Annotated in this window: 23 protein-coding genes and 2 pseudogenes; all 25 read right to left on the bottom strand. The window is 36.6% G+C overall.

The features are described from left to right. Positions 1–10: 10 nt before the first annotated feature. Entirely contained in the window at positions 11–661 is a 651-nt protein-coding gene (locus tag PYW34_RS12390; protein WP_002297495.1) for a hypothetical protein, read from the bottom strand. Positions 662–676: 15 nt separating this feature from the next. Then, on the bottom strand, positions 677–1882 hold the full coding sequence (locus PYW34_RS12385; RefSeq protein WP_002334595.1) for a glucosaminidase domain-containing protein: 1206 nt from the start codon (positions 1880–1882) through the stop codon (positions 677–679). Next, positions 1882–3906 (bottom strand): VirB4 family type IV secretion system protein, encoded by a 2025-nt coding sequence (locus PYW34_RS12380; RefSeq protein WP_002331348.1) that lies wholly within the window; start codon positions 3904–3906, stop codon positions 1882–1884. The genes PYW34_RS12385 and PYW34_RS12380 overlap by 1 nt, the downstream gene beginning before the upstream one ends. Before the next feature lie 175 nt (positions 3907–4081). Then, complete coding sequence (locus tag PYW34_RS12375) at positions 4082–4675, bottom strand: hypothetical protein (RefSeq protein WP_002331346.1); 594 nt, start codon at positions 4673–4675, stop codon at positions 4082–4084. Then, positions 4676–5008 (bottom strand): hypothetical protein, encoded by a 333-nt coding sequence (locus tag PYW34_RS12370; RefSeq protein WP_002295656.1) that lies wholly within the window; start codon positions 5006–5008, stop codon positions 4676–4678. 51 nt (positions 5009–5059) lie between these two features. Further along, positions 5060–7426, bottom strand: coding sequence for a pLS20_p028 family conjugation system transmembrane protein (locus PYW34_RS12365; protein ID WP_002334596.1), 2367 nt, complete (start codon positions 7424–7426; stop codon positions 5060–5062). Next, complete coding sequence (locus PYW34_RS12360; protein ID WP_002334597.1) at positions 7423–10032, bottom strand: VirD4-like conjugal transfer protein, CD1115 family; 2610 nt, start codon at positions 10030–10032, stop codon at positions 7423–7425. Before PYW34_RS12360 ends, PYW34_RS12365 begins: the two co-directional genes overlap by 4 nt. Continuing rightward, positions 10032–12086, bottom strand: a complete 2055-nt coding sequence (locus PYW34_RS12355; protein WP_002334598.1) for a hypothetical protein — start codon at positions 12084–12086, stop codon at positions 10032–10034. Before PYW34_RS12355 ends, PYW34_RS12360 begins: the two co-directional genes overlap by 1 nt. Before the next feature lie 69 nt (positions 12087–12155). Continuing rightward, a complete protein-coding gene (locus PYW34_RS12350; RefSeq protein ID WP_002295662.1) occupies positions 12156–12458 on the bottom strand; it encodes a hypothetical protein in 303 nt (100 codons plus the stop codon). A gap of 17 nt (positions 12459–12475) precedes the next feature. Next, positions 12476–12718, bottom strand: a complete 243-nt coding sequence (locus tag PYW34_RS12345) for a DUF5415 family protein (RefSeq protein ID WP_002305229.1) — start codon at positions 12716–12718, stop codon at positions 12476–12478. Then, on the bottom strand, positions 12715–13179 hold the full coding sequence (locus PYW34_RS12340; protein ID WP_002310966.1) for a hypothetical protein: 465 nt from the start codon (positions 13177–13179) through the stop codon (positions 12715–12717). Before PYW34_RS12340 ends, PYW34_RS12345 begins: the two co-directional genes overlap by 4 nt. 26 nt (positions 13180–13205) lie before the next feature. Then, a complete protein-coding gene (locus PYW34_RS12335; RefSeq protein WP_002334599.1) occupies positions 13206–15296 on the bottom strand; it encodes an isopeptide-forming domain-containing fimbrial protein in 2091 nt (696 codons plus the stop codon). Continuing rightward, entirely contained in the window at positions 15293–15553 is a 261-nt protein-coding gene (locus PYW34_RS12330) for a hypothetical protein (protein WP_002314405.1), read from the bottom strand. The genes PYW34_RS12335 and PYW34_RS12330 overlap by 4 nt, the downstream gene beginning before the upstream one ends. 12 nt (positions 15554–15565) lie before the next feature. Further along, positions 15566–16321: a pilin N-terminal domain-containing protein gene (locus PYW34_RS12325; RefSeq protein ID WP_002320589.1), complete on the bottom strand. Its 756-nt coding sequence runs from the start codon at positions 16319–16321 to the stop codon at positions 15566–15568. Between the two features lie 15 nt (positions 16322–16336). Then, complete coding sequence (locus tag PYW34_RS12320) at positions 16337–17089, bottom strand: class C sortase (protein ID WP_002316053.1); 753 nt, start codon at positions 17087–17089, stop codon at positions 16337–16339. Between the two features lie 14 nt (positions 17090–17103). Further along, positions 17104–19080: a pilin N-terminal domain-containing protein gene (locus PYW34_RS12315; protein ID WP_002334600.1), complete on the bottom strand. Its 1977-nt coding sequence runs from the start codon at positions 19078–19080 to the stop codon at positions 17104–17106. Between the two features lie 52 nt (positions 19081–19132). Then, complete coding sequence (locus tag PYW34_RS12310) at positions 19133–19804, bottom strand: class A sortase (RefSeq protein WP_002295671.1); 672 nt, start codon at positions 19802–19804, stop codon at positions 19133–19135. Positions 19805–19999: 195 nt separating this feature from the next. Further along, positions 20000–21118 carry an IS200/IS605 family element RNA-guided endonuclease TnpB gene (gene tnpB / locus PYW34_RS12305; protein WP_002334601.1) on the bottom strand — a complete coding sequence of 373 codons (1119 nt, stop codon included), beginning with the start codon at positions 21116–21118 and terminating at the stop codon, positions 20000–20002. Between the two features lie 23 nt (positions 21119–21141). Continuing rightward, entirely contained in the window at positions 21142–21543 is a 402-nt protein-coding gene (gene tnpA, locus PYW34_RS12300) for an IS200/IS605 family transposase (protein ID WP_002320594.1), read from the bottom strand. Between the two features lie 493 nt (positions 21544–22036). Then, a complete protein-coding gene (locus PYW34_RS12295; RefSeq protein ID WP_002299891.1) occupies positions 22037–22264 on the bottom strand; it encodes a hypothetical protein in 228 nt (75 codons plus the stop codon). Positions 22265–22330: 66 nt separating this feature from the next. After that, entirely contained in the window at positions 22331–22570 is a 240-nt protein-coding gene (locus PYW34_RS12290; RefSeq protein WP_002295673.1) for a hypothetical protein, read from the bottom strand. Between the two features lie 113 nt (positions 22571–22683). Next, positions 22684–22908, bottom strand: a pseudogene (locus PYW34_RS12285) (DUF5406 family protein); the annotation flags it as partial. A gap of 128 nt (positions 22909–23036) precedes the next feature. Next, positions 23037–24199 (bottom strand): IS3 family transposase gene (locus PYW34_RS12280; RefSeq protein WP_115354384.1). Its coding sequence is split into 2 segments (ribosomal slippage): positions 23037–23923 and positions 23923–24199, totalling 1164 coding nucleotides; the frame shifts between segments, so codons are not numbered across the junction. Between the two features lie 73 nt (positions 24200–24272). Beyond that, a pseudogene (locus tag PYW34_RS12275) lies at positions 24273–24395 on the bottom strand (DUF5406 family protein); the annotation flags it as partial. A gap of 618 nt (positions 24396–25013) precedes the next feature. Then, positions 25014–25346 carry a type IV conjugative transfer system protein TraE gene (gene traE / locus PYW34_RS12270; RefSeq protein WP_002334604.1) on the bottom strand — a complete coding sequence of 111 codons (333 nt, stop codon included), beginning with the start codon at positions 25344–25346 and terminating at the stop codon, positions 25014–25016.

Raw genomic sequence — 25346 nt, 5'->3', positions numbered from 1 at the left:
TTTCTTCCTCCTAACGAGTGAAATAACTAAAGTCTGTGACTTTCCATTGACCATCTACTTGTTTTTCAGTGACAGTTAATCCACCTTTTATTTTTTGCGGTTTGACATCTTTGAATTGAGGATTGCCGATTGTATAATCAACAAATACGACAAAATTTTGTTCCTCTTTTACACTGCTTGTTTGAGCGTAAGTTTGCACGTCACCTAATGTAAAGGAGTAACTTCCGTAATCATCATGTTGGTGATCATCGTCTGCAGGACTTAATTTGTCAATCACTTCTTGGGTTGCTACATCTTTTAGTTTTTCCGTTAATTCATTTCTGCTTAATGATTTATCAATGGCCAATTTACCGAACTCTTCTGCCGTCTTACTTTGTGCTTCAGTTACTTCTTCTTTTGCTTTTGTGCCATCTTGTTGCTTCAGCTGATCGATTTCTTGGTTTTTCTCATTAATAGTTTGATTTAACTTGTCGATCTTTGCCTGCGCTGAAGAGGAATTTTTTTTGAGCTTCTCAGAGGCGTTTTTAGCCACTTCTTCAATTTTATAGGTATTTGTATTTGTCGCTTGTTCCTCTTTCAGCTGCCAAAACAACGCGATATTGCCGATTAAACTAACGCTAATTGCAGCTGTTAAGACGATTTTTAAAGTTTTATTTTCCATATTTTTTCTCCTGATCTATTTTTTGCTGCTATTCAAAAATGGTAATGGATCGATCCATGTACCATCATCTGTGAATGCGTGTCCTTGTGCTTGACGCCAATCCATTCGAGTGAAGCCTAAATGCAAGTGTGCTGTATCTCGTATCCCGATTACTTGACCAACTTTCATTTGATCGCCTACTTTCACACGAGAATTTCCTGTACTATTCGCAAATTCTTGATACACCATATTCAAGCCATCGTAATTGATCACGATCACACATGCGCCTAAACCTGAAATACCAGGATTTCCAACGTACACGACTTTTCCACCATGAACCGCATGAATCTCACTTCCTGGATGATCAACTGAACCAAAGTCTAATCCATCATGGAAGCCATTCGGACGGAATTCACCGCCTGGATTCGTTCCAAATAATTGACCACCGCTGAAGGAACTTTTATCTAAACTGCTGCCAGGGAATGGATTCGTCCATTCACCAGTAATTGTGCCATTATCATTACCACCTTCACCCCAATGTTTCATCGCGAATTCATCATATTCGGTTAATTTATTAGAAGTGATAATTGACATACAACCTGTATAATACGGACTATCTTCAGTAATTCCTGCAGCGGCATAACCACCTCGTCCTAAGATCAATAAGCTTGCGCCAGGGCTTTTATTTCCTACACATGCATTAAAATTTGATTGTGTGGCTACCATAAAGCCGTAATAGGAGAATGCAGCTTTTGAGTTGGGAAACTTCATATACCAGCCACCTTCAATGCCACCAATTCCTCGTGCAGTTCCTTTAGGAAACAGACAACCATCAAACCAAGTAATCCCAAAATAGTTGAGATCATTTCTTGCGGACGCCGATGTACCAAACGCTGATTCATAACCGTATTGCGAAAGGATCACACTTGGTAATAATTTATATTTCACTGCTGCACCTACAGCATATTGCGCAATCTCATCAGAAAAAGGGCCTCTTCCTTTGATTTCTTTATAAATGGGTAATCCTTCCGAATATTCTCCTGTAAAAGCGTCGCCACCACTACTTGAATCTGAATCAGAATGATCAATCGAACCCGCCGCAAGTATTAGAAAAAGGGTCACGAACACAGTAATCAAAATAGTAATCAAACCTGCAGAAGTACCAAACAACCACAAAAATAAGCGTCGCTTTGCACGACGCTTAACATACTGCTTGATTAAACTTTCATTTTGGTTTTCCATTATTTTCCTCCATCAAACAATTTTAATTGACGTTTGTTCGGACTAAAATGAACACGAATGGTTTCTTTTGAGCCAAAATTGATCACAGCGTCTCCTTGATTTTGTTGAGGAATGGATTCTAATTCTGAGTTTGTCATTGATTTACCAACTAATCCTTCTATATGACGTAAAATAGATTCATCCATACGCATAAAGATCTTCGTAGAAGAAAATTCAAAGACTTTCTTCAGTTTCGAGAAGTTATCAGAAGACATATTTTCTGGCACCATTTCTTGTGGGGATTGTGTAGCTAAAACAGTCATTGCTTCTACTTTACGCATTTCTCGTTGAAAGTTTGTTACATAATTTACCGTTTCAATAAAATCTGGATTAATCGCATTATGGCACTCATCAATCATCGCCAAGAAGCGTTTGAAGTCTTGTTCTTCCATTTGTTTTTCTTTAATTAAACGTCGTTGTCTTCTTCCTTGAATCAATGCCTGATTCCAAATCAACGTCATAGCCATGTACATTTGACATTGTTGTACCCCTCGATCTAAGCCTGTAATAGAGTCAATGTCAAAAAAGACCAACTGTTGTTGGTCAAGGTGTCGAATCGTACTATGACCATCAAAAATCATGCCATACGTCTCACATAAGGATTCTACGATGGATTCCATTTCTTCTTTTCGATTCTTTTTCTCTTGGGAAGCACCTGGTAATTCCAGTTGTCCTAAAAAGTCTAAAAATTCTTTGAACGTCGGATAAGCTTCTGGATCTTTACCTGTGACTTGCGTATCAGTATTTGAACGCGAATTTGAGGAAGTAAAGCCGCGTGGTACTGTTCCATACTCTTCATAAAAACGATTTAAGTAGGTCTTAAATTCTGCTTTCATCGTTCCTTTTAGCTGAGGACTCACTAACTGTACCTGATAGACCACTTTGTCTAAGTGTGTTTGATAGGACGCTGCTTCATTGATCTTCAAATCTTTGACTGATCCATCGTCATATAAACTGGATGCTTCATCATACGTCCGTGTGGCAAATATCTCTAAAGGATTGATCATTCCGTCAGATCCGTCTAAACGCACCATAATACCGTTATATTCCTTTAAGAAAGGAATAAAGTCTTTTCCCTTTTCAAAGCCCCAAATAAAGTCTCCTGCAGCTAAATGGGCTTCCGCGATCATTTTAAGAACGGTCGATTTACCAGCTCCCATCATTCCTAGAAGCAAGGTATTAGTAGACAACCGTACACTATTTTTATACGTCGCATTCCAGACAAATGGGCCGCCTGTCATGGTTTCCCCATATTGTGTCCCTCCTGGATCTTTTAGCGTTTGGTGGTGGAACGGGAAACCTCCGCCAATGTTTAACGATGGTAGTGATTGCCCTTTGATATTTCCGGACCATTCAGCTTGTTCATCGAACATGGTAAACATCGATTGCCAATCTCGTTTGGTTTTATGCAGATAAGTCACCGCACGATAATCCATTCCTTTGAGATTTTCGATCAGTTCCTGCGCTCGTTCATCTACTTCTTGAATCGTGTTTCCGTAAACATGTACTCTCACTTTGACTTGTTTAGAAATTTCCCCATTAGAAGTCAATTTTCGGGCATATTCCGCTAGTTCCAGGTATTCTTCCGCACTTTTATTTCGGTCAGTCGCTTTTCGTTCATTATCTGATCGATCATTTAATTCATCTAATGCACGGTTGATTTGATCAATCACTTTTTGCTTTTCATCTGTGCTAACATCGAGTGTGGCCACTGTATGAGGATTGTTCATGAGATTGGCCAACCAAAAAAGCGTTGGATTTTTTGTGTAGTGATAAACTGTCACACACCGTGAATAACCATTTCCATAGGTCACATACTCTTCATCGAAATTTAATCCACCTTGTGGCATCACTTGTTTTAAAAAATCTAAATCATACCCTTTGGATTTTAAAATTTCGATTTCCCGATTTCCTAGTTGCTTTAATGGATCAAGTACTTTTTGATCATTTTGTGGTGAAAAAGCTGTTTTAATCGCTTCTAACATGTACAGTCACCTCTTCTTGTTTGATTCTTTACTTGGTGAAAAGATTGCCCTTTTCCCAACTTACCCAGGCTTAAAGTGTGAGGAAATTTTCTAGTGGTCTCTTCCTTCGGAACATCTTTTTCTAACCATATCAACGGATATTTCATTCTCTCTTCTCCATTCCTACTCATCATTCCTACTCATCATTCATATTATTCATTCGATAAAGAATCTTGATCAATTCTTTTTTGTAGAGTGGTTTTAACCCTAAAATGCCACTAGATCGCATTAACTGACGGTTTCTGGTTTGTAAATTCTTGATTGTCTTTCCTTCAATGACGAAAAAGAAGCTTAAGTCAGGACGTTCTTGTTCTGCTCGTTTCAATTCCTGGATTTCCTCTACTAATTTCTTTTCATATTTTCTTAATCGCTGTAGATTTCTTCCTAAGGATTGTTCCATACGATTCTTATCTAATAATTGCCGCTTTTGTACAATTTGTTCCGTTAAATCCGTCTCTGTGGTCAAACTAACTAACTTAATTGTTGGCACATACGTACGCATGACGGTGGTCAACTGATTCATTCGTTCTAGTTTCTCTTGTTCATTTAATCCTTCCACGTCTGTAGAAACTACACGATAATAACGTTGAAAATGATCTTCTTTAGTAACTAAGACTCCCTCTTCTGTACAGGATTTATAAGGAAATAAATCCAAGATAGATCGTTCTTCTGGTTTTCCAAACTGAAAAATGGATTTCTTATCAACTGAATTTTGTCCTTTGACTCGCATTTATTCATCCTCCTTATACGTACCATGATAATTTCGGTTAGGATCTAACGCATGATAGTGGTTCTTGTCCGTAAAAAAAATAGACTCGATAATCGCAAAAATTTGTCGTTGACCTGGGTTATTATAGGGGCGCCAAACAATCACTAAAGCTATCGCAATCCATAAGCCATAATTCAAGAGTGCAAAAAAGAGTGGTAAATGGACAAGATTATTGACTATTTTCGCCCAAAAAAAGCAACCACCAAGCGTTAATAGATCCAAAAAGAAAAAGGCGAAAAACTTCCATTCCCCACTAAATCTTGGAGGATTTTTCATGTTAATATATTTATCCATAAATGATTTCTCCTTTTCATACATAGAAAAAAGGCCTAACTCGTAGGCCTTTTATGATTTGATATCCTTCAATAATTGTTCTTTCAATTCATTGTTCCTGTTTTTAGTTTCTCTTGTTACATTTATTTTTGTTGGTGCAGTAAATGCCACATTTGCTGGTTTGTAACCTGTGTGAACTTTTTGAATAGGTTCTGGTGCAGCTTCTCTTGTCACAACATTTTGAACGGACGCATTCCCTGTCTCCCCACTTTCAGATAAATTGTAAGAAACAGTTGTCAGATTTCCATTTTCAGGCAAACGACTTGGTTTCATTTGAACATTACCTGCAGTTGATTGGTGAACAAAGCTTTGATCATTCTCCTTGAATTGATTCAAACGACTATCTTTCATTGGTAAATTTTGTGTCTTAGGCAAACTAATTTTCGTTGATTTTTCAGTTCCAACTTCGATTCCATTATCATTTGGCAGATCGATGGAATCCTCATCCGTTTGTACTTCTTGATTTCGTTTTGGTAAATCTGAAATGCGCTTTTCATTCTCAGAATTAATGTTAGATTTATAACGATATTGTTCTGGATCTGTTTTTGGTAATTGACCATTTTGTTCTTCTTCTGAATTTTCGTTAGAATGCAACCCATCTTGGTGATCTTTGGCTGAAGGAATCGCTGCACCTTCTTGATTTTCTTTTTCGGTTGTTGTATTAGCTTTTACTGCTGCATTGACTTGTCCTTCACCATACGCACCTTTCAGTCCTTCTTTGACTTCTGAAGCTTTTTCTTTTTGTTTTTCTAGTGCTTCGGATGGATTCTTCACAGCTTCAGCCAATTCTTTAGCTCTCGTGCCGTCTAATTTCTCTTCTAAGGTGTCTTTGGCTTTTTCTGTAAGATCTTCAGCTGTTCCTTTTAACCCACGTTCATTGACGTAACCAAGACCTTCTGCGGCTTTAGAAACACCATTTTTCGCTTTCCCGAACATTTCGGAAACTTTTTTCTTACTATTAGGTACAGTTGTAGCTTTATCGTCTGATTGTTCTTCCCCGTTATCAGGGGTAACATCTTTTCGATTGCCAAATCCATTTTTACGAATATCATTTAAATTGCTTAAACCACTCTTACCAGCACTTGCAAGGTTTTTAGCCCCACTACCCACATTTTTCGCAATATTTCCTAAGGCAAACATGCTAAGAAGAGAATTGCTGCCGTTTTTCAGACTTGTATCAACACCGAAAATCTTCGTAACAGATTGAGAGCCTTTGAATAGCGCAATGGTTAGTACAATTAAAGCGACAACATACAAAAATCCGTTGATCTTGCCTGCTGCGTGCAAATCACCGATACCTGACAGCATTAATGTATAGATTCGTAATTCTAAAATCGTAAACGCCAATAACAAGAAGGATTGAGAAATATCTTCTATAGCACTTTTCATCCGTTGTCCTGTCTCAAAGTCCGTTGACGCGGCAATTACTAAATAGAATTTTTTAAATACCAGCTCAATAATGCAAGTTACAATCGTAAACAAGATAAATAAATAGGCAACCGACAAAGAAGATTCACCAGCTAAAATAATCCCTGGACTACTAATGTATCGGCGATAGCCTGAAGTATACACATATTTTGCTAACCCCTCATCACTAATCTCTACAGGGATTTCTTTTCCATTATCATCCAGTTCCAGTCGGTATTGTAACGCTCTTAGCCGATCCTTTTGTATATCTGATAGACCACTCTTATCTTCATCCGCCATCTTAGCGGCTTCCTTAGGAATAATCACTGAATTAATATTTGCTGTCTTAAAGTTTTTCGCCGTGAGAGCATTTCTTTTATCTGTTGGTAGGGATTCTACTTTATTCGGATCAGTTTCTAGTAGCGTACTCACATCGATCACATTATTTTGAATAATTTGAAAAGCAGGTGATCCAGTTTTATCTGCTTTATTTGCTGCAGTCACGTCTCCGTAAAAGTTTTTACTAATATTTAGCCCTTCATCGATTAAAGAACTACCACCAAAAATCAAAATCATGGCCATAAATAGATTAACCAAGATATTTTTGATTTTTGGTGGATGTTTACTCATAAAAAATTTTAAGCCTAAATAAATTAATGTGACGACACAAAAAAGAGCCAATACCTTGCTAATCAAACTTTGAAACAGTTCATTAACACCAGCAGCGTTCAATAAGTCTTTTAAATCAAAGCTTTGATAAATTGTTTTTTCTAGTAAAGTATTGAGATTATATAACCCTTTAATCAAACCCCATAAAAAAGTATTACAAATCCAACTGAATACATCTTGATACTGCAGATAATTACCATAATCTTGTAAGACTTTCGTTACGGTTTTGGGATCTGCATCCCCATCCCCAAATAAGCCTGACCACCAGTCGGCAATGCCGGAAAATATTCCTCCAATGATCATTCTTTCACCGCCTTTTCAGCTTCTAGCAAAAGTCGTTTCCTTATAACCTCTGTAATTTCTTCATTTTGATGCAATTTTTCAAGGTATTCTTGCAAACGATCTATTTGCTTCTCTTCATAAAATTGAATAAGTAACTTTTGTGCCGTTGAGTTGTCTAAAGATTGAACGATTTTAATAAAAATGTTTTCTTTAGCTTCCTCTTCTATTTGATCGTGCATATTGTGATAAAGTCGACGTGCATAGATATCAGGTAGAAAATAATCGTAATCAATTTGTAAAGCCTTAAGATCCAAGTCCGCATGTGTACAATGTATGTCTATATCATTGATATCCCACGATGGATTGAAATCTTCAATATATTGATAAGCATAAGGAAGATTCGTTTCCCCATGATTAAAAATAGGATACGGCCGTATTTTATGACCCTTCAAATCTCGTCGTTTTAAAGGAGCGAGTACAATCGTTTCACCTTCTAAAAAAGTAGAAATTCTTTCAGGAGTTAAGTTACGATCTGAATCAACATTGCGATTGATATGAGTATTCATACCTAATGAATTGGTGGTACTGTTCTCTTGTTCAACCGTCTTATTCCCCACTTTTTTGGAAAATTCTTCGATGGTATTATCGTCTGTCGACATAATATAAATATGTGTCTGACAATTTTCTTTGATAATCGCTGCGTTTTGTTCCCCATACTTCGCATAAAGTTGCTGATAGGATTGAATAAACAGATCCCACAACATGTTTCTACCAGCTGTGACTGTCATGATTCCTTCCATATTATCCATTGGTGGCATATTCCCAAATTCATCTAAAATAAAATGAATCCTACGGTGACATTTATCTCCTTTAGTCTTAACACATTGCGTAGATAATTCTTTATACAACTGACTAAGAAAAATACTAACAATGATATGGTTAGATGGATCATAATCAGGTGTGAGCATAAAAATAGCCATTGGTTTATCGGTATAGTGCATCCGAATAGACTCTACTAATAAGTTACTTTTATCCTCATCTAATGTTAGAACAGCTTCTTTTTCTAATTCTGGTAAATGGGTTTCTCCTCGTTTTTTTCGATAAACGATATTTCCCTCTTCGTCTTTCAATACTCTTTGAGAAAACTCATACCAAGCAACATATTCTTTTCCTTGATGATCGTATTTTAAGCAAACATGATCTCCCTGCTCTAAATGACAATCAAAGTTGATTTCACAAAAACCTCTATAACCTACTTTGACACGTTCCTCATGAAATTTTTTTCCTTGATGATAAAACTCTACAACAATTCGCTGATTTAACAGACTCTCGTGTAGTTTGAGATCCAAATACTTCGGAAAACCAATGGACTTATAATCAATGGTTGATTGAGAAGTCATTTTCGCAATTTTCGTTAGGGTAAATGGATTCAATCCTGTGATTGCCGTCGATAAAATATTCCCTTTTGCTTTATCAGAACCAATTTTTGTTGCCCCATATTGTTTTTTTGCTATGTTTCCAGGTGGTAACTGATTCATGAATTCATCTAAGGCATTGAGTTGTTTGTAATCATTCTCAGGATCTTGATAATTAAAACCGCCAATTTCAGAAAGAAGCTCAACAAGATTATTGGGTGTTAATTTGGAGTAATCCCCTGTTTGATCGGCTTGTTCTAACAACGCAAAAATAAGCGCATTTACAGCTTTCTGCGCATTTTCGTTAAAGTATTTGTTGTCTGAAGCATTGGCATCATAATAAATCGTATTCGTAAAAGTATTGGTTAACTGCGTTGCAGTATCTATGTCTCCTCGCTTCCAGTATTTCACGATGAGTGCCAATGGATTATCACTCATTGATTGCAGTGGATCGGTGATATTAAATGCATACACATCATACCCTCTAGCTTCTAGTTCATCTTTACTAGCAACATATAATTCTGTTTTTGGATCATTAACAACCATTGAACTTTGTCTTTCTGCACGAGACAAATTGTCAATGGTTGCTAAAACTTCTATCTGTCCTTTCCCTGAACGGGAAGTACCAACAATACAAGTATTTACTGTATCCGTCTGAATATACCAGTACTTTTTATAATGAGTAATTGGTATTCCGCCATAACCAGGAAAACCTCCCTTTGATTCTGGTATTTGCGGATAAATTTGTTGGATTTCCTTTAACGTTTTTAATCGGTTATCTCCTTTTTGCCCATCTGCTAGAGGACGAAACCACATGTCCATTTTCAATCCCATAAGTACAGCTGGAACAACACAAATCGTAGAAACAACTAAACGTGTGCCTAAACTTGTTGTTGGGGTCAAAGGATTCCAAAAACCAGTTGAATCAAAATGGAATAACTGCGGCATTTCTTGTAACTGAAAAATATTCACTCCTTGTAAACTTCCTGGAATAATCTCAAATCGATGAAATGCTTCTGGTATTCTTGTAACAACATAGTTTAAAGGAAGATAAGCTAAGCCACTATAAAAAATCTTTTGAGAAATACGTTTGTCATGTTTTTCTGGTAGCTCTTCTCCTGAAGGAGTATAGCGATAGAAATGAGAAAGATACCTATTCTTTTCTAAATTGAATCGTTTGTCTTTTCGTCTCGTTGTTTCTCTAACACGCATTATTTCACCTCATTTGATTCTGAACTTTCGGAAGTGTTTGATTGTACAGTTGAATCGCTTGATCCTTCTTTAGCCTTACTAGGATCACTCTCTTTGCTATTTTCCATACTTGACTCTGTTGTTGACTGATTGGTATGATTCAATAATTCTTCTAATTGTTGTTCATACTCTTTTCTTGCTTGTTCTTGGGCTTCTTCCTTGATTGACGTCGTTGTGGCCACAGAATCAGCCTGTGAAGATTGATTGATATGATTAAAAGCAAATACTGTTCCTCCACCTAGAAGCAAGCTTAAACTTGCAATACATCCCACCATCCATCCGTTAAAGGAACGCTGTGGTGAAGGAGTTAAATTTGCTTGGTTGTTCACTGGCGTTTGAACAGCAGCTACTGGTTGAGGTTGTGCTAGATAATTTAACTGTGCTTGTCGCAATGTATCCATTTGTTCTTGACGTTCCTTACGAGCAGCTGCTTCTTTTTCCTTTTCTTGCTCTAACCGTTGTTTTTCTATCGCCATTTTTTGTTCCGCAAGATCCTGTTCACGTTTTTTTAATTCTAATTGTTCGCGCTCTTTTTCTTTTTGCCGTTGTTTTTCTTCTTGTTCTTTCAATTCTCGTTGTTGAATTTCATACTCTTTTTTCCATTTTGGAATTTGTACTTGTAATTCTTGCTGGATCTGCTCGTGTTTTTCCATAAGAACTTCAGTCGTTGTTTGATATAGCTTATTCAGTTGCTCATTTAATTCTTTGCTAATCTTTAGCTTATCTGTACGCAAACCTTGATAAAATTCTTCTTTTCGTTCTCTTATACGTTCTTTTAACAAGTTTTCTTTTTCTTTCGATAACGCTTCTTGATTCGTCTGAGTAAAATTATTGATCTTTTCTACACACAAGGAATACGCATTGTCGCGTTTCTTTTCGTATCGCTCTTTAATTTTTTGTACTTCTTCTTCAATCACTCGCTGTTTTTCTTTATTTAGTTCCTCTTTTGCTTTCTCCCAATTAGACGACTGTTCCGTCGCATACTCATTAATTTCTTGATCTGTTTCTTGTTGACGTTCTTCAAAGGTGGCTAATAAATCTTCTTGTGCAAGCTCATGCCAATTTGTTGATTGGACAGACTCTAACTGTTCTAAAAGTGTGCCTTTACCCTGTGAGATTAATTCTTCTTTACTCTCTAAAAATGCTTGATAGGTTTGGGGTAATTGATATTTCGAATAAAGCCCATTTAAAAATAATTTGTTTTTTTCTTTCATCCATTCATGCTCTGGCGGATATTGATCCAAAATATAATCAAATACAGTTGCCTTTTGTATCTCTGTTTCGTTTTTCTCTACTTCTTCACTGATAAGTGGTTCAATATATTCCTGAGAATCCCCTTCAGTCCATATTGACTCTTCATTAGCTTCAACTGGATCAACTTCTACTTCGGCCGTCTCTTCATCCTCCATTGTTTCTTCAAAGGGATCTACCTCCAATTGACCCATCACATCGTTCTCTTCCTCAAATATCGATTTCTGAGTCGGAATATCAGCTTGTTCGTCAACATAGACTGTCTCTTTTTCTTTTGACTCCTTCTTTGGAAAGATTGGTCGTTCCCATGGTACTTCTTCATTTACTTCGACTTCACTCACTTGATTCACTTTTCTTTGGTCGCTCTCTAACTCTTCTTCTAAAACTTGTAAAAGTTTTTCGTTTCGATAAGACTCTTCCACACTCATAGTTTCATCCGTTTCTTTAAACACATCAAGGCGGATTAAATCCATCAATGTAGGATAGAAACCTTCTGAAATTTGATAATCCAGCGGGCCAAAAACGTATTCTGTACCAGCTTTCTCTATTTTTCCTTCTGTGTCATGTAACGTGAGAGTCAACTTAACAGAAGATCGACTTTCGTGTTCCAGTACTTTCCCTAACACATGTAGCTGTTCTTCCGTTTCAATGACAGAATATTTAATTGTTTTCGGTAAAAAAGAAGTCCGCTTTCCTACTTCCTTCGTTGCTTTTTTAATTAACTCTTTATCTGTTTTGGTATTGCCTGCAATCGTAAAGTACATGAGTATTCTCCTTTCATAAAAAAGGAGTAAAAAGTATCGACTACTTCTTACTCCTACTTTTTTACTTTCTTATAATCCTTGAGGTGTTTGTCCAAACAATCCAAATAACGAAACCACAATAGAAGCTGCTGCTAAAATAACTCCTACCCCCATCAATACATAGCCTACGTGCATCTTCCCATTTTCAGCTCCTCTTCGTCCAAATAGGAAGAAAAGACCCCCAATAACAATGGAAGCAACGGCCGCAGCAGCAGCAAAAATCATCAGATTGTTTTTTAAACTAGTTGCGGCAGTTTGTAATGCTCTAAAAATATCAACCGCAGCTACTACTTTCGGTTGTGTTAAAAAATTCATTGTAATTGATTCAAACATAAAATTGTTCGCTCCTTTTAGTGTTTAATAATTTCATCGAAAACAAGCTTTTCACGTTCACGTTGATAGATATATCCTTCTAAGTCCTTGTCTTTTCCCCGTAATAGGTCAAATTGTGCTTTTTCAAGGACTTCTTGTTTCCACTGTGTTTCAGATACACCGCGGCGTTCTAAGATTTTAGACGCGGCTTTTTCAAATGGCGTTTTAGCTTTTGCCACTGTGATTCCTCCTTCAGGACAAATAAAAAGACTAGCAATCACTCGCTAGTCTTTTGTAACTTATATTTATTGGATTGTGATCCATCGTGAATCAATTTCTCTTTCGTTCGCTTTTCATCCTTGCTAGATCCAAGAAAAATTATTTTTTTTACGCCATTCTTCTCATAGGGAACAACAATAAATAAAGAATCAGATTTGTTTATAAATTCCCTAACACCAGCTGAATCTACTATTTTGTATCTTTCTAAACCTTTATAGTCTTTTTGCCTCTTGACTGTTATTTGTACAGGATCTGGATGCCATACACTCTCAGAGTATTCCCAGGTAGTCTCGTCTATAATTTTCAAATTATAAACAAGACCACCTACTTCTTCTTTCCACATAGTTCCTGATTTCAATACGCCATTATCTTGATTAGTTTGTTTATTTTTTTCATTACTACATCCGACTAAAATAACAATCATGGCAATCAAGGAAGTAACTACTATTATTAACTTTTTCATTTTATTCATTCTTTCGTTTTTTTATTTTAAATGTATCTCAGAACCGCATAACTAAAAGTTGCTAACACAAGTAATAGTAAGCTGACCGCTGAAATCGTTACTAAATGTGTAGAACCTGTTTTAGGAACAATGACCTGTGGCAAGTTAGGATCAACCCCAATTGTCACAACATTTGTTTTATTAGAAACATTATCTACTGCTACTACGGCTTGGTTATCAATATTTTTTTCTGATTGTAATGGAGTTTTAGCTGTAAATATCAGCTGAATTTCTCGTCCATCTAAAAGATTGTTACTTAAGAAGTCAGCGGAAGCTTCCCACTTCAGCGTTCTTGAATTGCTATCATAGGTTAGTGTGCCTTCAGAAGTAATATCTTTTCCTTTACTCTTATCTATTACTTGCGCAGAACCTTCTTTATATGTCAAACGAGCTTCAATTGGATCTTGAATACTAAATTGTTTGTAGTGATCTGACGCAGCGTCTACGCCTTTTGTGTGCCATTTTTGTGTGACTAGATATTGTACTTCAGATCCTGCGTTTAAAGGAGCTGTCGGCGTACCCTTCTTACCGTCATTTCGTCCGTTTACATCTTTTCCATTTTGTTGTACTTCTTTCACTGGAATTTTAGGGAAATAAACGGTAATGATATTTGTATCCTTTTCTACTTTATTAATGATCGACGTTCCCTGATTTTTGGCTACACTATTTTGATTGGCCAATTCATTGACTTTTACATTGATCACTAATTCGTAAGTTTCGCCGTTATACTTCATTCGATTTTTTAATGTATTAGCTTTCGCTGCATATTTTACCTGGTGTTTTGTTTTGTCATAGGTCACTTCACCAGATACATCGAATTTTTTATTTGTACCACTTTCAACGTGTGCATCGACGTAATTTACTTCTTTTGGTAAATTATCGATTAACTCAAATCGATCGTAAACCGCTAGTAAATCCACTCCTAATCGATTCACCTTCTGTTTGATTCGATATTGAATCGTGTCTCCTACTTGCAACATTTTATCGTTCACGTTATTTCCATTTTTATCAACCCCTGTTTTTTCAGGTTGATCAGGAACAACACTAAAGATTGTCGCAGAAGATAAAGTAAACCAGGTTTGAACATTAGAAGAACCAATCACAAACGTCGGATTTGCTTCAGATATTTTAAAGGACACAGTACCTTGACCAAACTTCGGATCTCCTAATTTATCATGCAAATTATTGAAATCATTATCCGCTTGTGTCAGCTTAGAGCTTCCTCCTGGGTGGCCACCTACCACGTTCAGATTGTTGTAGAAAGATTTAAATTCTGAAAGAACCGTATCTTTTCTGACATACCAATCTGTCGTATTCATTTTGTCATAGTGGGCATATTCTCCTTTAAGATCCGTGCTTTTTCCTCCTGCAGGGTTCAAAGAGTTAAAACTGATAAATGTATCTCCTGAAAATTGAACGGGGCTACCGTCCTCATATGTGGCTACTAGCTGCACATTCATTTGTGTTGAATGGTAAACAATTCCTGAGAAAAGATTGTCTGAGATCCAAAGTACTGTTCTTTTTTTAGATTTACTCATTGCACCATTCGTATTTTTATAGCCATCGTCTCGAAAATGAGTTTTTGTATAGTTGTTATCTAGTAGATTCCACGGCAACGTATCCGAGTATAAGTGAATATTAGATAGAACTAGCTTGATATTGACTTTTTTCCCGTTATACGTACCGATTTTTCCATAGTCAATATTGACTTTGGTGTTGGTTGTTACGCCTTCTAAAACAAGGTTTGTTTCACCGTATTCTTTTTGGAAAGAAGGATAGCGTATATTTTTGTTTCCCTCCACTAATCCTACGTAGTCGTCTGTAAAACCACCTTTGTTGGCATCAACATGATATTTGTAAACTTTTGACGCTCCGTTTACAGTAATATTTGTTTTTGCATTAGGAACATCTTTTGGAATAATAAAATTATTCTTTACGTTCTGGATTGGATTTGACGGATCGACAATAACTTTTTCAGCAAAGACATTGGCTGTTTTTAACCCAAACAATGTACCTAACATCATCATTATGGGAAAAACATATTTTAACCGTCTGGTCCACGAGTGTTTAAAATTCATCCCTTCATCCCCTCTTTTTTATAAATGACTAGTGAAATTCCAACAATAACGATCAAATTGATCGTAGTAAATAATGGATTCCTAATGAGCTTTTCCATAATATCTAGCGGCATGGAAGCAGCTGGTATGTTTAAAATCCTCATTAGGTATAGTTGGTAGCTTGGCAAAATAGATAGTTTAGAAAATAATAAACCGCAGTACAAAAAGACTGCGGTTAAACAAGAAAGATTGAATAATAATAATTTGATCAGTTTCATTTTATTTCTTCCTTAATCTCTAGAAAACAAGTGAGTAACAAAATCCCAACAATTCTCAAAGAAGTTTTTCTTTACGCCAGTAGAAACGATTTTTTTTACTTCTTCTTTAGGTTGCGAAGCTTCTGATTTAGGATAGATCCACACATCCTTTAAGAATTCACCGTTTTTATCAGAAACAGGTGTTAATAGCAAAATATCCTCGCTATTAGAAATGTTTTCAGGACTTGATTCATTGACAATATAATAAGCTTGTTTCTGATTTGCCTGTACTTCTACCGAGAATTCAAAGACACCTGTTTGTTGATCAATTGTCTTTGTTTCTCCATTAGAAACTAGCTTCAATTGATCACTGGATAGTTTTTTCACTCGATCTTTTAATTGGGATTCAATTTGGTCAGTAGTGAGATCCTTAACATCCATCTTTTGTAAAATGTCCGATACATCATAAACAGAAAACTTCGCGCCATTTACTCCTTCTTGTTTTTCATGCCCCTGGTTGTCTAATTGTTCTGAAGAAATAATCTTTTGAACGTGAATGGTCTGTTTGACTATTTGATCGTCTTCAGCAATTTTAGGTTCTTCTGAAGAATCAACTGTTGACGAATCGACGGTTTCATCGCTGCTTTGAATCGTGCTGCTATCTGACGTTTGGATTGTTTGTTCTGTGCTATCCGTGCTTTCTTGTCTGTCTGCAAACGTCAACTGTGTGTAGGCAGTGAAAGAAAAAAGAGCGGCTGCACAAACAAATAGCCATTTTCTATTTCTCATGTTGGTTACCCTCCTTTATTTTTTCTTTTTATAAACAAATAGCGAACCAATGATCATGACTGAAAGAAAAACAGTACTTCCTAAAAGCCATGTCCAAGATAATTTTTGTTTCTTATTTTCTTCATCTTTTAATTCTGATTTTGTAAAGGTTACTCGCTTCCCATACACTAGAAAACGGTGTGTGTTGATCCCCTTAGGCGTACATGTCATTAGCGTTACTCGATCTTCATTGGGATTTGGTTCTAAGTAAGTGACAAAGTTTCTTTGTAGTTCGTCTTTTTGCACTTCCTCAATCCGATCGATTTGATAAGCGTGCTGCTCACCATCAACTTTGATATAAAACTTTTCTCCCTTTTTTACTGAAGGTAAATCATCAAAAAGATTATCTTTATAAAGTCCACTATGACCTGCGATTAAAGGATTTTTACCGTTTCCTCCTGTAATATCACCAGTTCCTTCCGTAATACCTACACCATTTTCTAAAATTTTGTCGGACGTTCCGTCATAAATTGGTAGTTTTAAAGAAATACTTGGAATTGTAAGAATACCAACAGGATCGCCTAACTCAATCTTAGCAACATCCAAAGAAGAATCCGTTTCTGCTGCCGTTCCTGTTCGATCGATTGCGGCAATCTGCTGATTTTGTTGGTATTTCGCCACGCTCGCTTCAGCAGGCATCAAAAGTAAGACACCTACAGCTGAAAGTAACCAGAAAGCAATGATCCATTTACCCATGATTCGCTTTTTCTTAGGCTTCCTGATAATCATTGGTTTTGATCCTTCTAGGCTTTCTTCTTAAAGTAAACAACTGCAGAAAGTGCCCCTGCTCCTAGCAACAAGCAAGAGATTAATACATACGTTTGAAAACCGTTGCTACCGGTCATTGGTACGGAAGCTTTTTGATTGTTTTTGATCGTGATTCGGTTTTCTTCTTTGTATGAATCTTTGTCTACTTTGAAAGAGATCTCTTTCGTTAATTTTTGATAGTTTTCAGGCGCTTTTGTTTCTTCCAGTGAATATTCACCTTCAGTTAAACCAGTGATTTCAAAGTGACCTTCTTTATCTGATTTTAGGATCGCTGCATTTGCTACATCGTCTACCCATACTGCTTCTTTGACACCGTTTTTATCCGTATCAACTAATCCACCATAATATTTTCCTTCTGCGTTTTTAGCAGCAAATTCTGCGCTTTCAAGCGGTGTTGCTTTGATTCCTGTTCCAAATAGTCCGCTATCGACTTTTAAGAATTTTGCACCATAAGTCACAACGTCAGCTTTCGTTTTTTCGTGGTGTTCTTCCTGATTAAATGGATTGTTGTTATAAACGAAATCCACGCTATTTGTTAATGGATTGGCAACAGCTGCGCTGTCATTTACATACATGTTATAAGTCATTTGAAGATCTTGTCCGTGTAAACTTGCTACAGTATCACTTACTTGGCCATTATTCACGATAAAATCGATCACAAAGCCATTTTCTGAATTTTGGATTTTATAATCTGTATTTTCTTTTAATACCACAGATCCATCTTTATTTGTTACTTTGATATTTGCTTTAGCAGCGACATAAGAAAGTCCTTGTCCTGCTGTATCCCCCCATTTAAATACACTGTAAGGAGAAGTTTCGCTTTTCACTCCGTTTACTGTGATACCGTCTGCTCCGCCTGCAATGTCTGTTGGGATATGAATCGTTCCTTGATAATTTACTGCGTCACCAATTTGGAAAGAATGTTCTTGTCCTGTTCCATTTGTTACTGTTTTATCGATCACTGGTGCTTTATAGTTTACGTATGAAGCTTTTAAGTCACTTGTCACGCCATCATTCGTAATTTCAAAGGTTAATTTATTGTGCGCATCGTTGCGAGCGTCTGCGCCTAATAAATATTGATCTGCTGTTGGTTCTTTATCTGATCCCACTACAACTTCTGAAGGAACTTCCACAAAATAGTATTTTCCTAACGTCAAATCAGTAGCAGTCAGCTTTCCTTGATCATCCGATACAAGATCTCCTAATTTTGTTCCTTTTCCAGGTTCGCCCTTGTATAACTCAAATTTTGCCCCTTTTAAAGGTGTTTGTTTGCTTTGAGCTGTGCCATCGTCACCAAATTTCGTTAATTCAAAACTCAACTTAGAAACAATATTTTTAGGATATAAGTGAATGTCTTTTAAAAAACCTGAACCTGTATTATCAGTCATTGGCGCAATCACAACCATTGGTTTTGCTTTTTGTGTGACTAATCCAGCAGCGGATTTACTTTCATAAACCACATATACATTCCCTTTGGAATTGACATAGGCTGGTTGATCAGCAAAAGTAATCTCACCATTTTCATCTACAGCTGAAGTAATTTTGTTGGTTGCATTCTTGACGTACTCACTGTTAGATCCCTTGTCTTCTACATCTTTAACGATTTCGTCCACTTTCGCGTTGGTTAGATCAGAATCTTCAGTCGGTAATACTTGATCCGTAATATTTCCTAACGTAAACTCAACATCACCATAATCTGCCTTGTTGTATTTCGTTACACCTGTAGGATATTGATCGTGCGTATAACCATCGTTTTTGATCCCGTCAATATCAACATTCAATTGCGTTCCTTGATCGTACATTAATTTATGAACCGTGATATTGACCTTCTCTGGTGGCGTTTTTTGCGTGATATCTTCTGCATATGCTCGATATCCCTGAAAGCAGCCTGCAATGATTCCTAACATTCCAATAAGCATTCCAGCTTTTTTTACATACCGATTTATTGCCATTTTTTACTCTCCTCATTTCATATTTCAACGACTCGCGTTGATTAAAACCTTGTTATTGTAGCTCTCCCTGTACCACGTATCTTTCTTTTCCTTGTGACGTATAGACACAAGTAAACAACGTTAATAAGGGTTTCTCTCCTTTCTTTGGCAAAGACAAGAAAGAGTTCTCTTCAGGAACGCCATCGATTAATTTAAAGTACTCAGGTACGATAAATTTACGCGTTACCTTGTAACGATAGACGCCATCGTTACTAACTAAGTCCATCACCTCCCCTAATGACAACTTCTGAATATCAGAAAATAAAACACCTGGCATTTCCATGTTATGACCTGCTAGGACATAGTTTCCTTTGCCCATTTCGGCATCTTCATAAAAATAAGTAGCCGCTCCAAGACTCAAAGTGTATTGATTTGCCCCTTTAAAAATTGGCAATGCTAAACCAAGTGCAGGAATCTGAATTTGTGCAAATACTTGTTTATTGACGCCCATTTCGATTGCTTCTTTTTGTATGGACAACATTTGCCCCAAAGACATATCATTATTGACGTTCGTTGCATCCTCCTTATAACTCTTTGCATGTGCATTGATTTGATCTACGGGCATCTTTTTTTCTATATTTTGCTTAAACACCTCTCCTTCATGTTTTTGGTAGCTAACATAGCCAAACACACTGCAAAAGACGATTAAAGTGACTCCTAAAAAACCAAATAACCATTTTTTCATCCATCTGCCTCCTTTCAGACAAAACAAAAAAACTTTTTCTCATTTCCATAGAAAAAGTTTTAAAAATGAATTCTATTAATGAATGTCATGAGACTTCTAACAATAGTTGACAATTAGAACTTGTTTTCACCTGACACTCCACACGACTAAAGTCATGGGGTTCTTAGGTAATACACCCAAACGGGCGCAAATTTACTAAGCTATCCCCGAAAGTCCTTCGGTTCCAATGTTTATACTAGCGTTGATATCTCTGTCATGATTTGTTCCGCAATTGCTACAAGTCCATTCTCTAATATCTAACTCTTTCTTACCGTCATTATGACCACAAGAAGAACATATTTGCGAGCTAGGGTAAAAACGGTCGATTTTTACTAACGTTCGACCTTTCCATTCACACTTGTATGTTAATTGCCTTACAAATTCACTCCAAGATACGTCTGCTATTGATTTAGCTAATTTATGATTTCTAACCATGCCTGTTACATTCAAGTCCTCAATACAAATGATTTGGTTCTCATCAGTTATACGAGAAGACAGTTTGTGTAAAAAGTCATTTCGTTGGTTAAAAATCTTTTCATGGATACGTGCCACTTTCACTCTTTGCTTTTGGTAGTTTTTGCACTCTTCTAATTTACGATTATGCTTCTTTGCTACTTCTAAGCGTCTTGAAAGTTTACGTTGCTCTACCACTAAGCGTTTTTCTAATGATCGATAGAATCTCTCGTTTCCTATCTTCTCACCTGCGGAAGTTATGCAGAAATGAGTAAGACCCAAATCTAAACCAATGGATTCCGTCACAGGATCTTTTTGGAAGTTTTCAGTATCGACTAAAAAAGTTGCAAAATATTTTTCTGTTTTTGACTGGCTGATTGTCACATTCATTAATTTACCATTGAAACGCAACGTTTCAGCCATTTTTACCCAGCCAACCTTGGATACATAAAAGTAGTTTCTATTCACCTTTATACCCATAGCTGTTCGATAGGACTTTTTGGAATACTTCTTACTTTTGAATTTAGGAAATCCAAAAGTAGAGTTGAACGTATTTTTAAATGCTTTATTTAGATCCATGGCTACTTGGCTAAGTGGTTGAGCTTCAACTTCTTTTAACCAAGCGTATTCTTCCATTTTTTTCAATGAAGCATACGTTGTCTTATCTTCTTTGTAATCGGCATTTTCTTTTTTCTTCTTGTAATTCGTTATACGTTGATCTAGTAGAAAGTTCCAATAGAAACGAACGCATCCGAATGTTTTTTGAAATTGAATTTCTTGCCGACAGTTGGGGTAAATCCTGATTTTATGAGCCTTTTTCATTTCTGCACACCTCCTTAACGCAATCAATATCTTGTTCTTTGGTTCTCAACATATCGCTTGATAATTTCGCTAGATACATTTCCTGCGGTTGAAACAAAGTATGAACGTGTCCAAACACTTGGCATTTTACTTAAGTGTTCAAACTCTTGCCGGATTATTCTAGATGTCTTACCTTTTATTATCTTCATGATTTTAGAAGGAGAATACGTAGGCTGAACATTTATTAATAAATGACAATGATCTTTATCTGTTTCTATTGCAATGATGTTCCACTCGTTTTCCTTTGCTATTTCTTGAACGAGTGCTTTAAATCTAGCATCTACTTCAGAATTAACGAATATTTTCCGACGATACCTTGGGCAAAAAACAAAGTGGTAATTGACTAACGATACAGTTGTCTTTGAGTGTCTGTATTCGTTATCCATACCTTAATTTTAGGTTAAGCCATGTACTAAATCAATGTTAATATACACAAAAGAATGAAGAATTTTTTATGTGGAGTTTGTTCACATAGGTTCGCTACTTCCTATGCAGTTCTCTGATGAACTTCTGACACTTTCGTGCCAGCACAGACTATATCTTATCCGTTGGCTTTACCCAGTACGGCGAAACCACTTCCACACGCTTGTGTGTACTTCCCTCAAGAGGAATAGTCGTTGAACGTTACTCTGTTCGAGTCTTCGCTGCAGATTGCCCATTGTCGCAACACTTAGGATTTAACCATATGCTATCGAGTAAATTTTTTCTGCTTTCGCCACGGTCACGTTTGCCTATTTCAAGACTACGTTGTCGTTTTACTCGCTTTAGGGGTTCCCCGCAATTCAGTTTCTTTGTTGGGATATACGAGATTTTATATATTCCACTAAGCACAAGTTTCCCTATGCTCTTACAGTACAGTGCGGGCTATCATCCACACGGTTAAAACCGTGGGTTTTCTCGCCCGCAAAAGCTATAAGTTCGTCTCAACTGTTCAAAGTTTTTCATTGAACCTAACAAACAAGCTTTCTCTTTTCCTGTTAACTGCATATCATTGATATATTGCGCGACAGATAATCTTTTAAGGTGTTTTTGCTTCATCGTTTTTAGTAACTTTTCTTCCATTTCTTTCGACACTTTTTTTCTGTTTTCGATTTCTTCATAATTCATGAGTTTTCCTACCTTCCTTATTTTTTGCAAAAATAAAAAAGCCTATGATCACATACGCTCTACACTTCAGTCTTGGGTTATCTTTTTCTTTCGTTTAATTACTGGCCGTGCTGGTTTCAAATCCTTGATTCCATTATGGGTTCTCCAATAATCGAATTCTTTTCGCAATCTTTCTTTTTCCATATCTGTTCCTTTAGATAAGGCTTTGAATACTTCTTTAGGTGAATAACCACGAGCTAACAGCTGTACATACCTTCCTTTTGTCAAAGTATCCATATCCATCGCCTCTAAAACTGGTCGCGCCATCTACTATTCCTCCTAAATAAATTCCTTACTCAATGCCTAAGGTAATACTACCTTTTTATTAATCGTCGTGACTCCTTCTAAGCCTTTATCTGTAAAATTTATTCCTCCAGTTTTTATTCTTCTTTATCCGCTACAAATTCAATGATTTCAAAGCTGACAATATAATCACTCAAATATGACCAAGTATCTTCAACAGATAATTCGTCTCCATTATCATTCATAAGCGTCATTTTAAACCATTCATTACCTTCATCATCTTCAGGTAGCAAGCCGAATCCAATTGGATTATCAGTCAATGTTTGATCGTATAAATCATCCTCGTCTAATGCTAAAACATCTGGAATGGCAACAGTTTTTTTGACAAATTTTATAAGGTGCAGAACTTCTTTCCGTATGCTATTCCGATTGTCCTTGACAATGAGCCTCCTCGGATGTGACGATCTTCGGCAGGAGCTAACAGTTAAAGTTAGACTGCCTCGCTAGCGTTAGCACATCCGAGCTCATTATCAAGGATTCGCTGCGCCAATCTCTGGTTACGGTAACCAACCGGTGTCTCGTAGCCAAGTGTACCGTACAACCGAAGGTGGTTCCACCAATTGACATAGTCAAATAACTCCAAATCCAATTGTTGTAAGGTTTCAAATGTGTATTGATAGACAAATTCTACTTTCAACGACTTATAAGTTGATTCAGCTACGGCATTATCAAAAGGACAGCCTTTATGACTCAATGATCGATTGATGTCAAAAGTTGTTAATAATTCATCAATAGCTTGGTTATCAAACTCTTTTCCACGATCAGTATGAAAAATCTCAACCTCTGTCAGAGGTTGTTTGATACGGCTAAATGCTTTTTTTACTAGAACGGCATCTTTATGTTCTCCACAAGAATAGCCGAGAATTTCTCGATTGAACAGATCCAAAATGAAACAGACATAATTCCATTTTTTCCCGACTCGTACATAAGTCAAGTCTGTTACGATCGCTTCTAATGGGCTGTCTCTTAAGAATTTACGATTCAATACGTTTGTCGTTTTGGCTTCATTGCAAGTAGAATGATGTACTTTAAAATAAGCAACAGTATAGCTCGATTTTAATCCTCTATTTTTCATGATTCTACTAATTTTTCGTCGGCTGATCTGAATGCCTCGTTTTGATAAGGCTTTTTTTATTTTTCTTGAGCCGTAGGCCTTTCGGCTGCGGATAAATTCTTCAGCGACTACTTCTTCAAGTTCTGATTCGTCTTTCTTTGGTTTTGATTGATAATAATAGGACTGACGTGATAGACCTAATATTCTGCACATCGCTGATATAGGGTAAAGATGCTTATTCGCATCGATTACTTGTCTCTTCGTCCGAATATCAGCGCTGCTTGCTTTAAAATATCATTTTCCATTTCTAATTGCTGGTTTCTTTTACGTAGTTCTAACAATTCTTTTTGTTCAGGCGTAAGATTATCTTTTTCTTTGAATGAACCACTCGTTTTAGATTGCTTTACCCATTTGTCAAATGCTGAAGCCGTTAGTTCATATTCTCGAATGATTTCTACACGTGGCTTTCCAGCTAAGTAAAGATTGACGATTTGTTGCTTGAATTCTTGTGAAAAAGTTCTTCGTGTTCTCTTAGACATAAAAATTCCTCCTGGTATGTTTTCTTCTAGTCTACACACCTTAATTTTTCTGTCTAGTTAATTGTAGCCTATCCACATCTAATCCTTTACAATTTCCGCCCCTTCTAAACGTCACAAATCCTTTGTAATCCCAACGTTGGAAAGAAACCTTAATAGTATGTGTGCCCAATCGTATATTCGGATCATAATTTTTCATTTGTCATTCCTCCATTACGTAAATTTCATTTTCTCTATGTTTTATATCAATTTTTTCACTTTATTCAGGACTTGTTCATATTTTATCGTTTTTCGTTTACTTAAAAATACATAAAAAATTTCGACTCGTTTATGGCGTCCGAAACGAGAAACCCTAGTAGACAGCGGTAAATGCTCGATTGATCCAATAATCAACGTCCTCGCAAGTATCTACATGTACTGCAGCACACGACACAATTTCTTGTGCGTCCTCCCCATTACGAGAAGACCTACTCCTTATTCCATGAGTTTGCGTCAAAGTCTAGATCCCTTAGTAGCTGCTCATGATTAATCTAGACGCTATTCTAACTTGTCTAACTTCTAAATTCCCTCTTGTTTACTCTGCGCTTATTATTTACACAAATTCATTTCACCACTATCCAAACAAGCGCATTTACTCGATTGACCAATTTTTTACGTTACCAATCGTTAAAACCTACCCCGTCACTCCCCGAAGGGAATTGTTGATAGATCAAGTCTACTCCTTATTTTTCTAGTGACTCTAAGTTCCTTTAGAAGTCTCGACAATATTTTCAAGCAAGCGAAAAACGATAAAATACAAGTTATGAGAATGATCAATTCAGCCGATCAAACGCCCCATCCCTTTTGCGGTACAACGCAAGACTCCATTTTTTCTTCGACCAATCAGTACACCGTTTTGGTCATAAACATGTTTGATTGTTGGATATAGCTCTTTTAAGGGGATAGGATCTTTTAAAATTATTTGCTTTTGTTTCCCAATGTAATAAATCATTTCCTCTGAGACTTTGTCTTTCTGGATTATATATTTCTTACACTGCACAACGGTTTTACTTTGGCCAGTTGATATTTTCTTCGTGATTTTCTCTGTAGCGGTACACCGTTTACCGTAGTGACAAATATCTTTGAGACTCAAAATTCCTGTATATGACAT

Source organism: Enterococcus faecium (genome assembly GCF_029023785.1).
Lineage (GTDB): Bacteria > Bacillota > Bacilli > Lactobacillales > Enterococcaceae > Enterococcus_B > Enterococcus_B faecium.
Note: the sequence above shows the minus strand (reverse complement) of the source record. Positions and strands in the feature narration are given on the sequence as shown.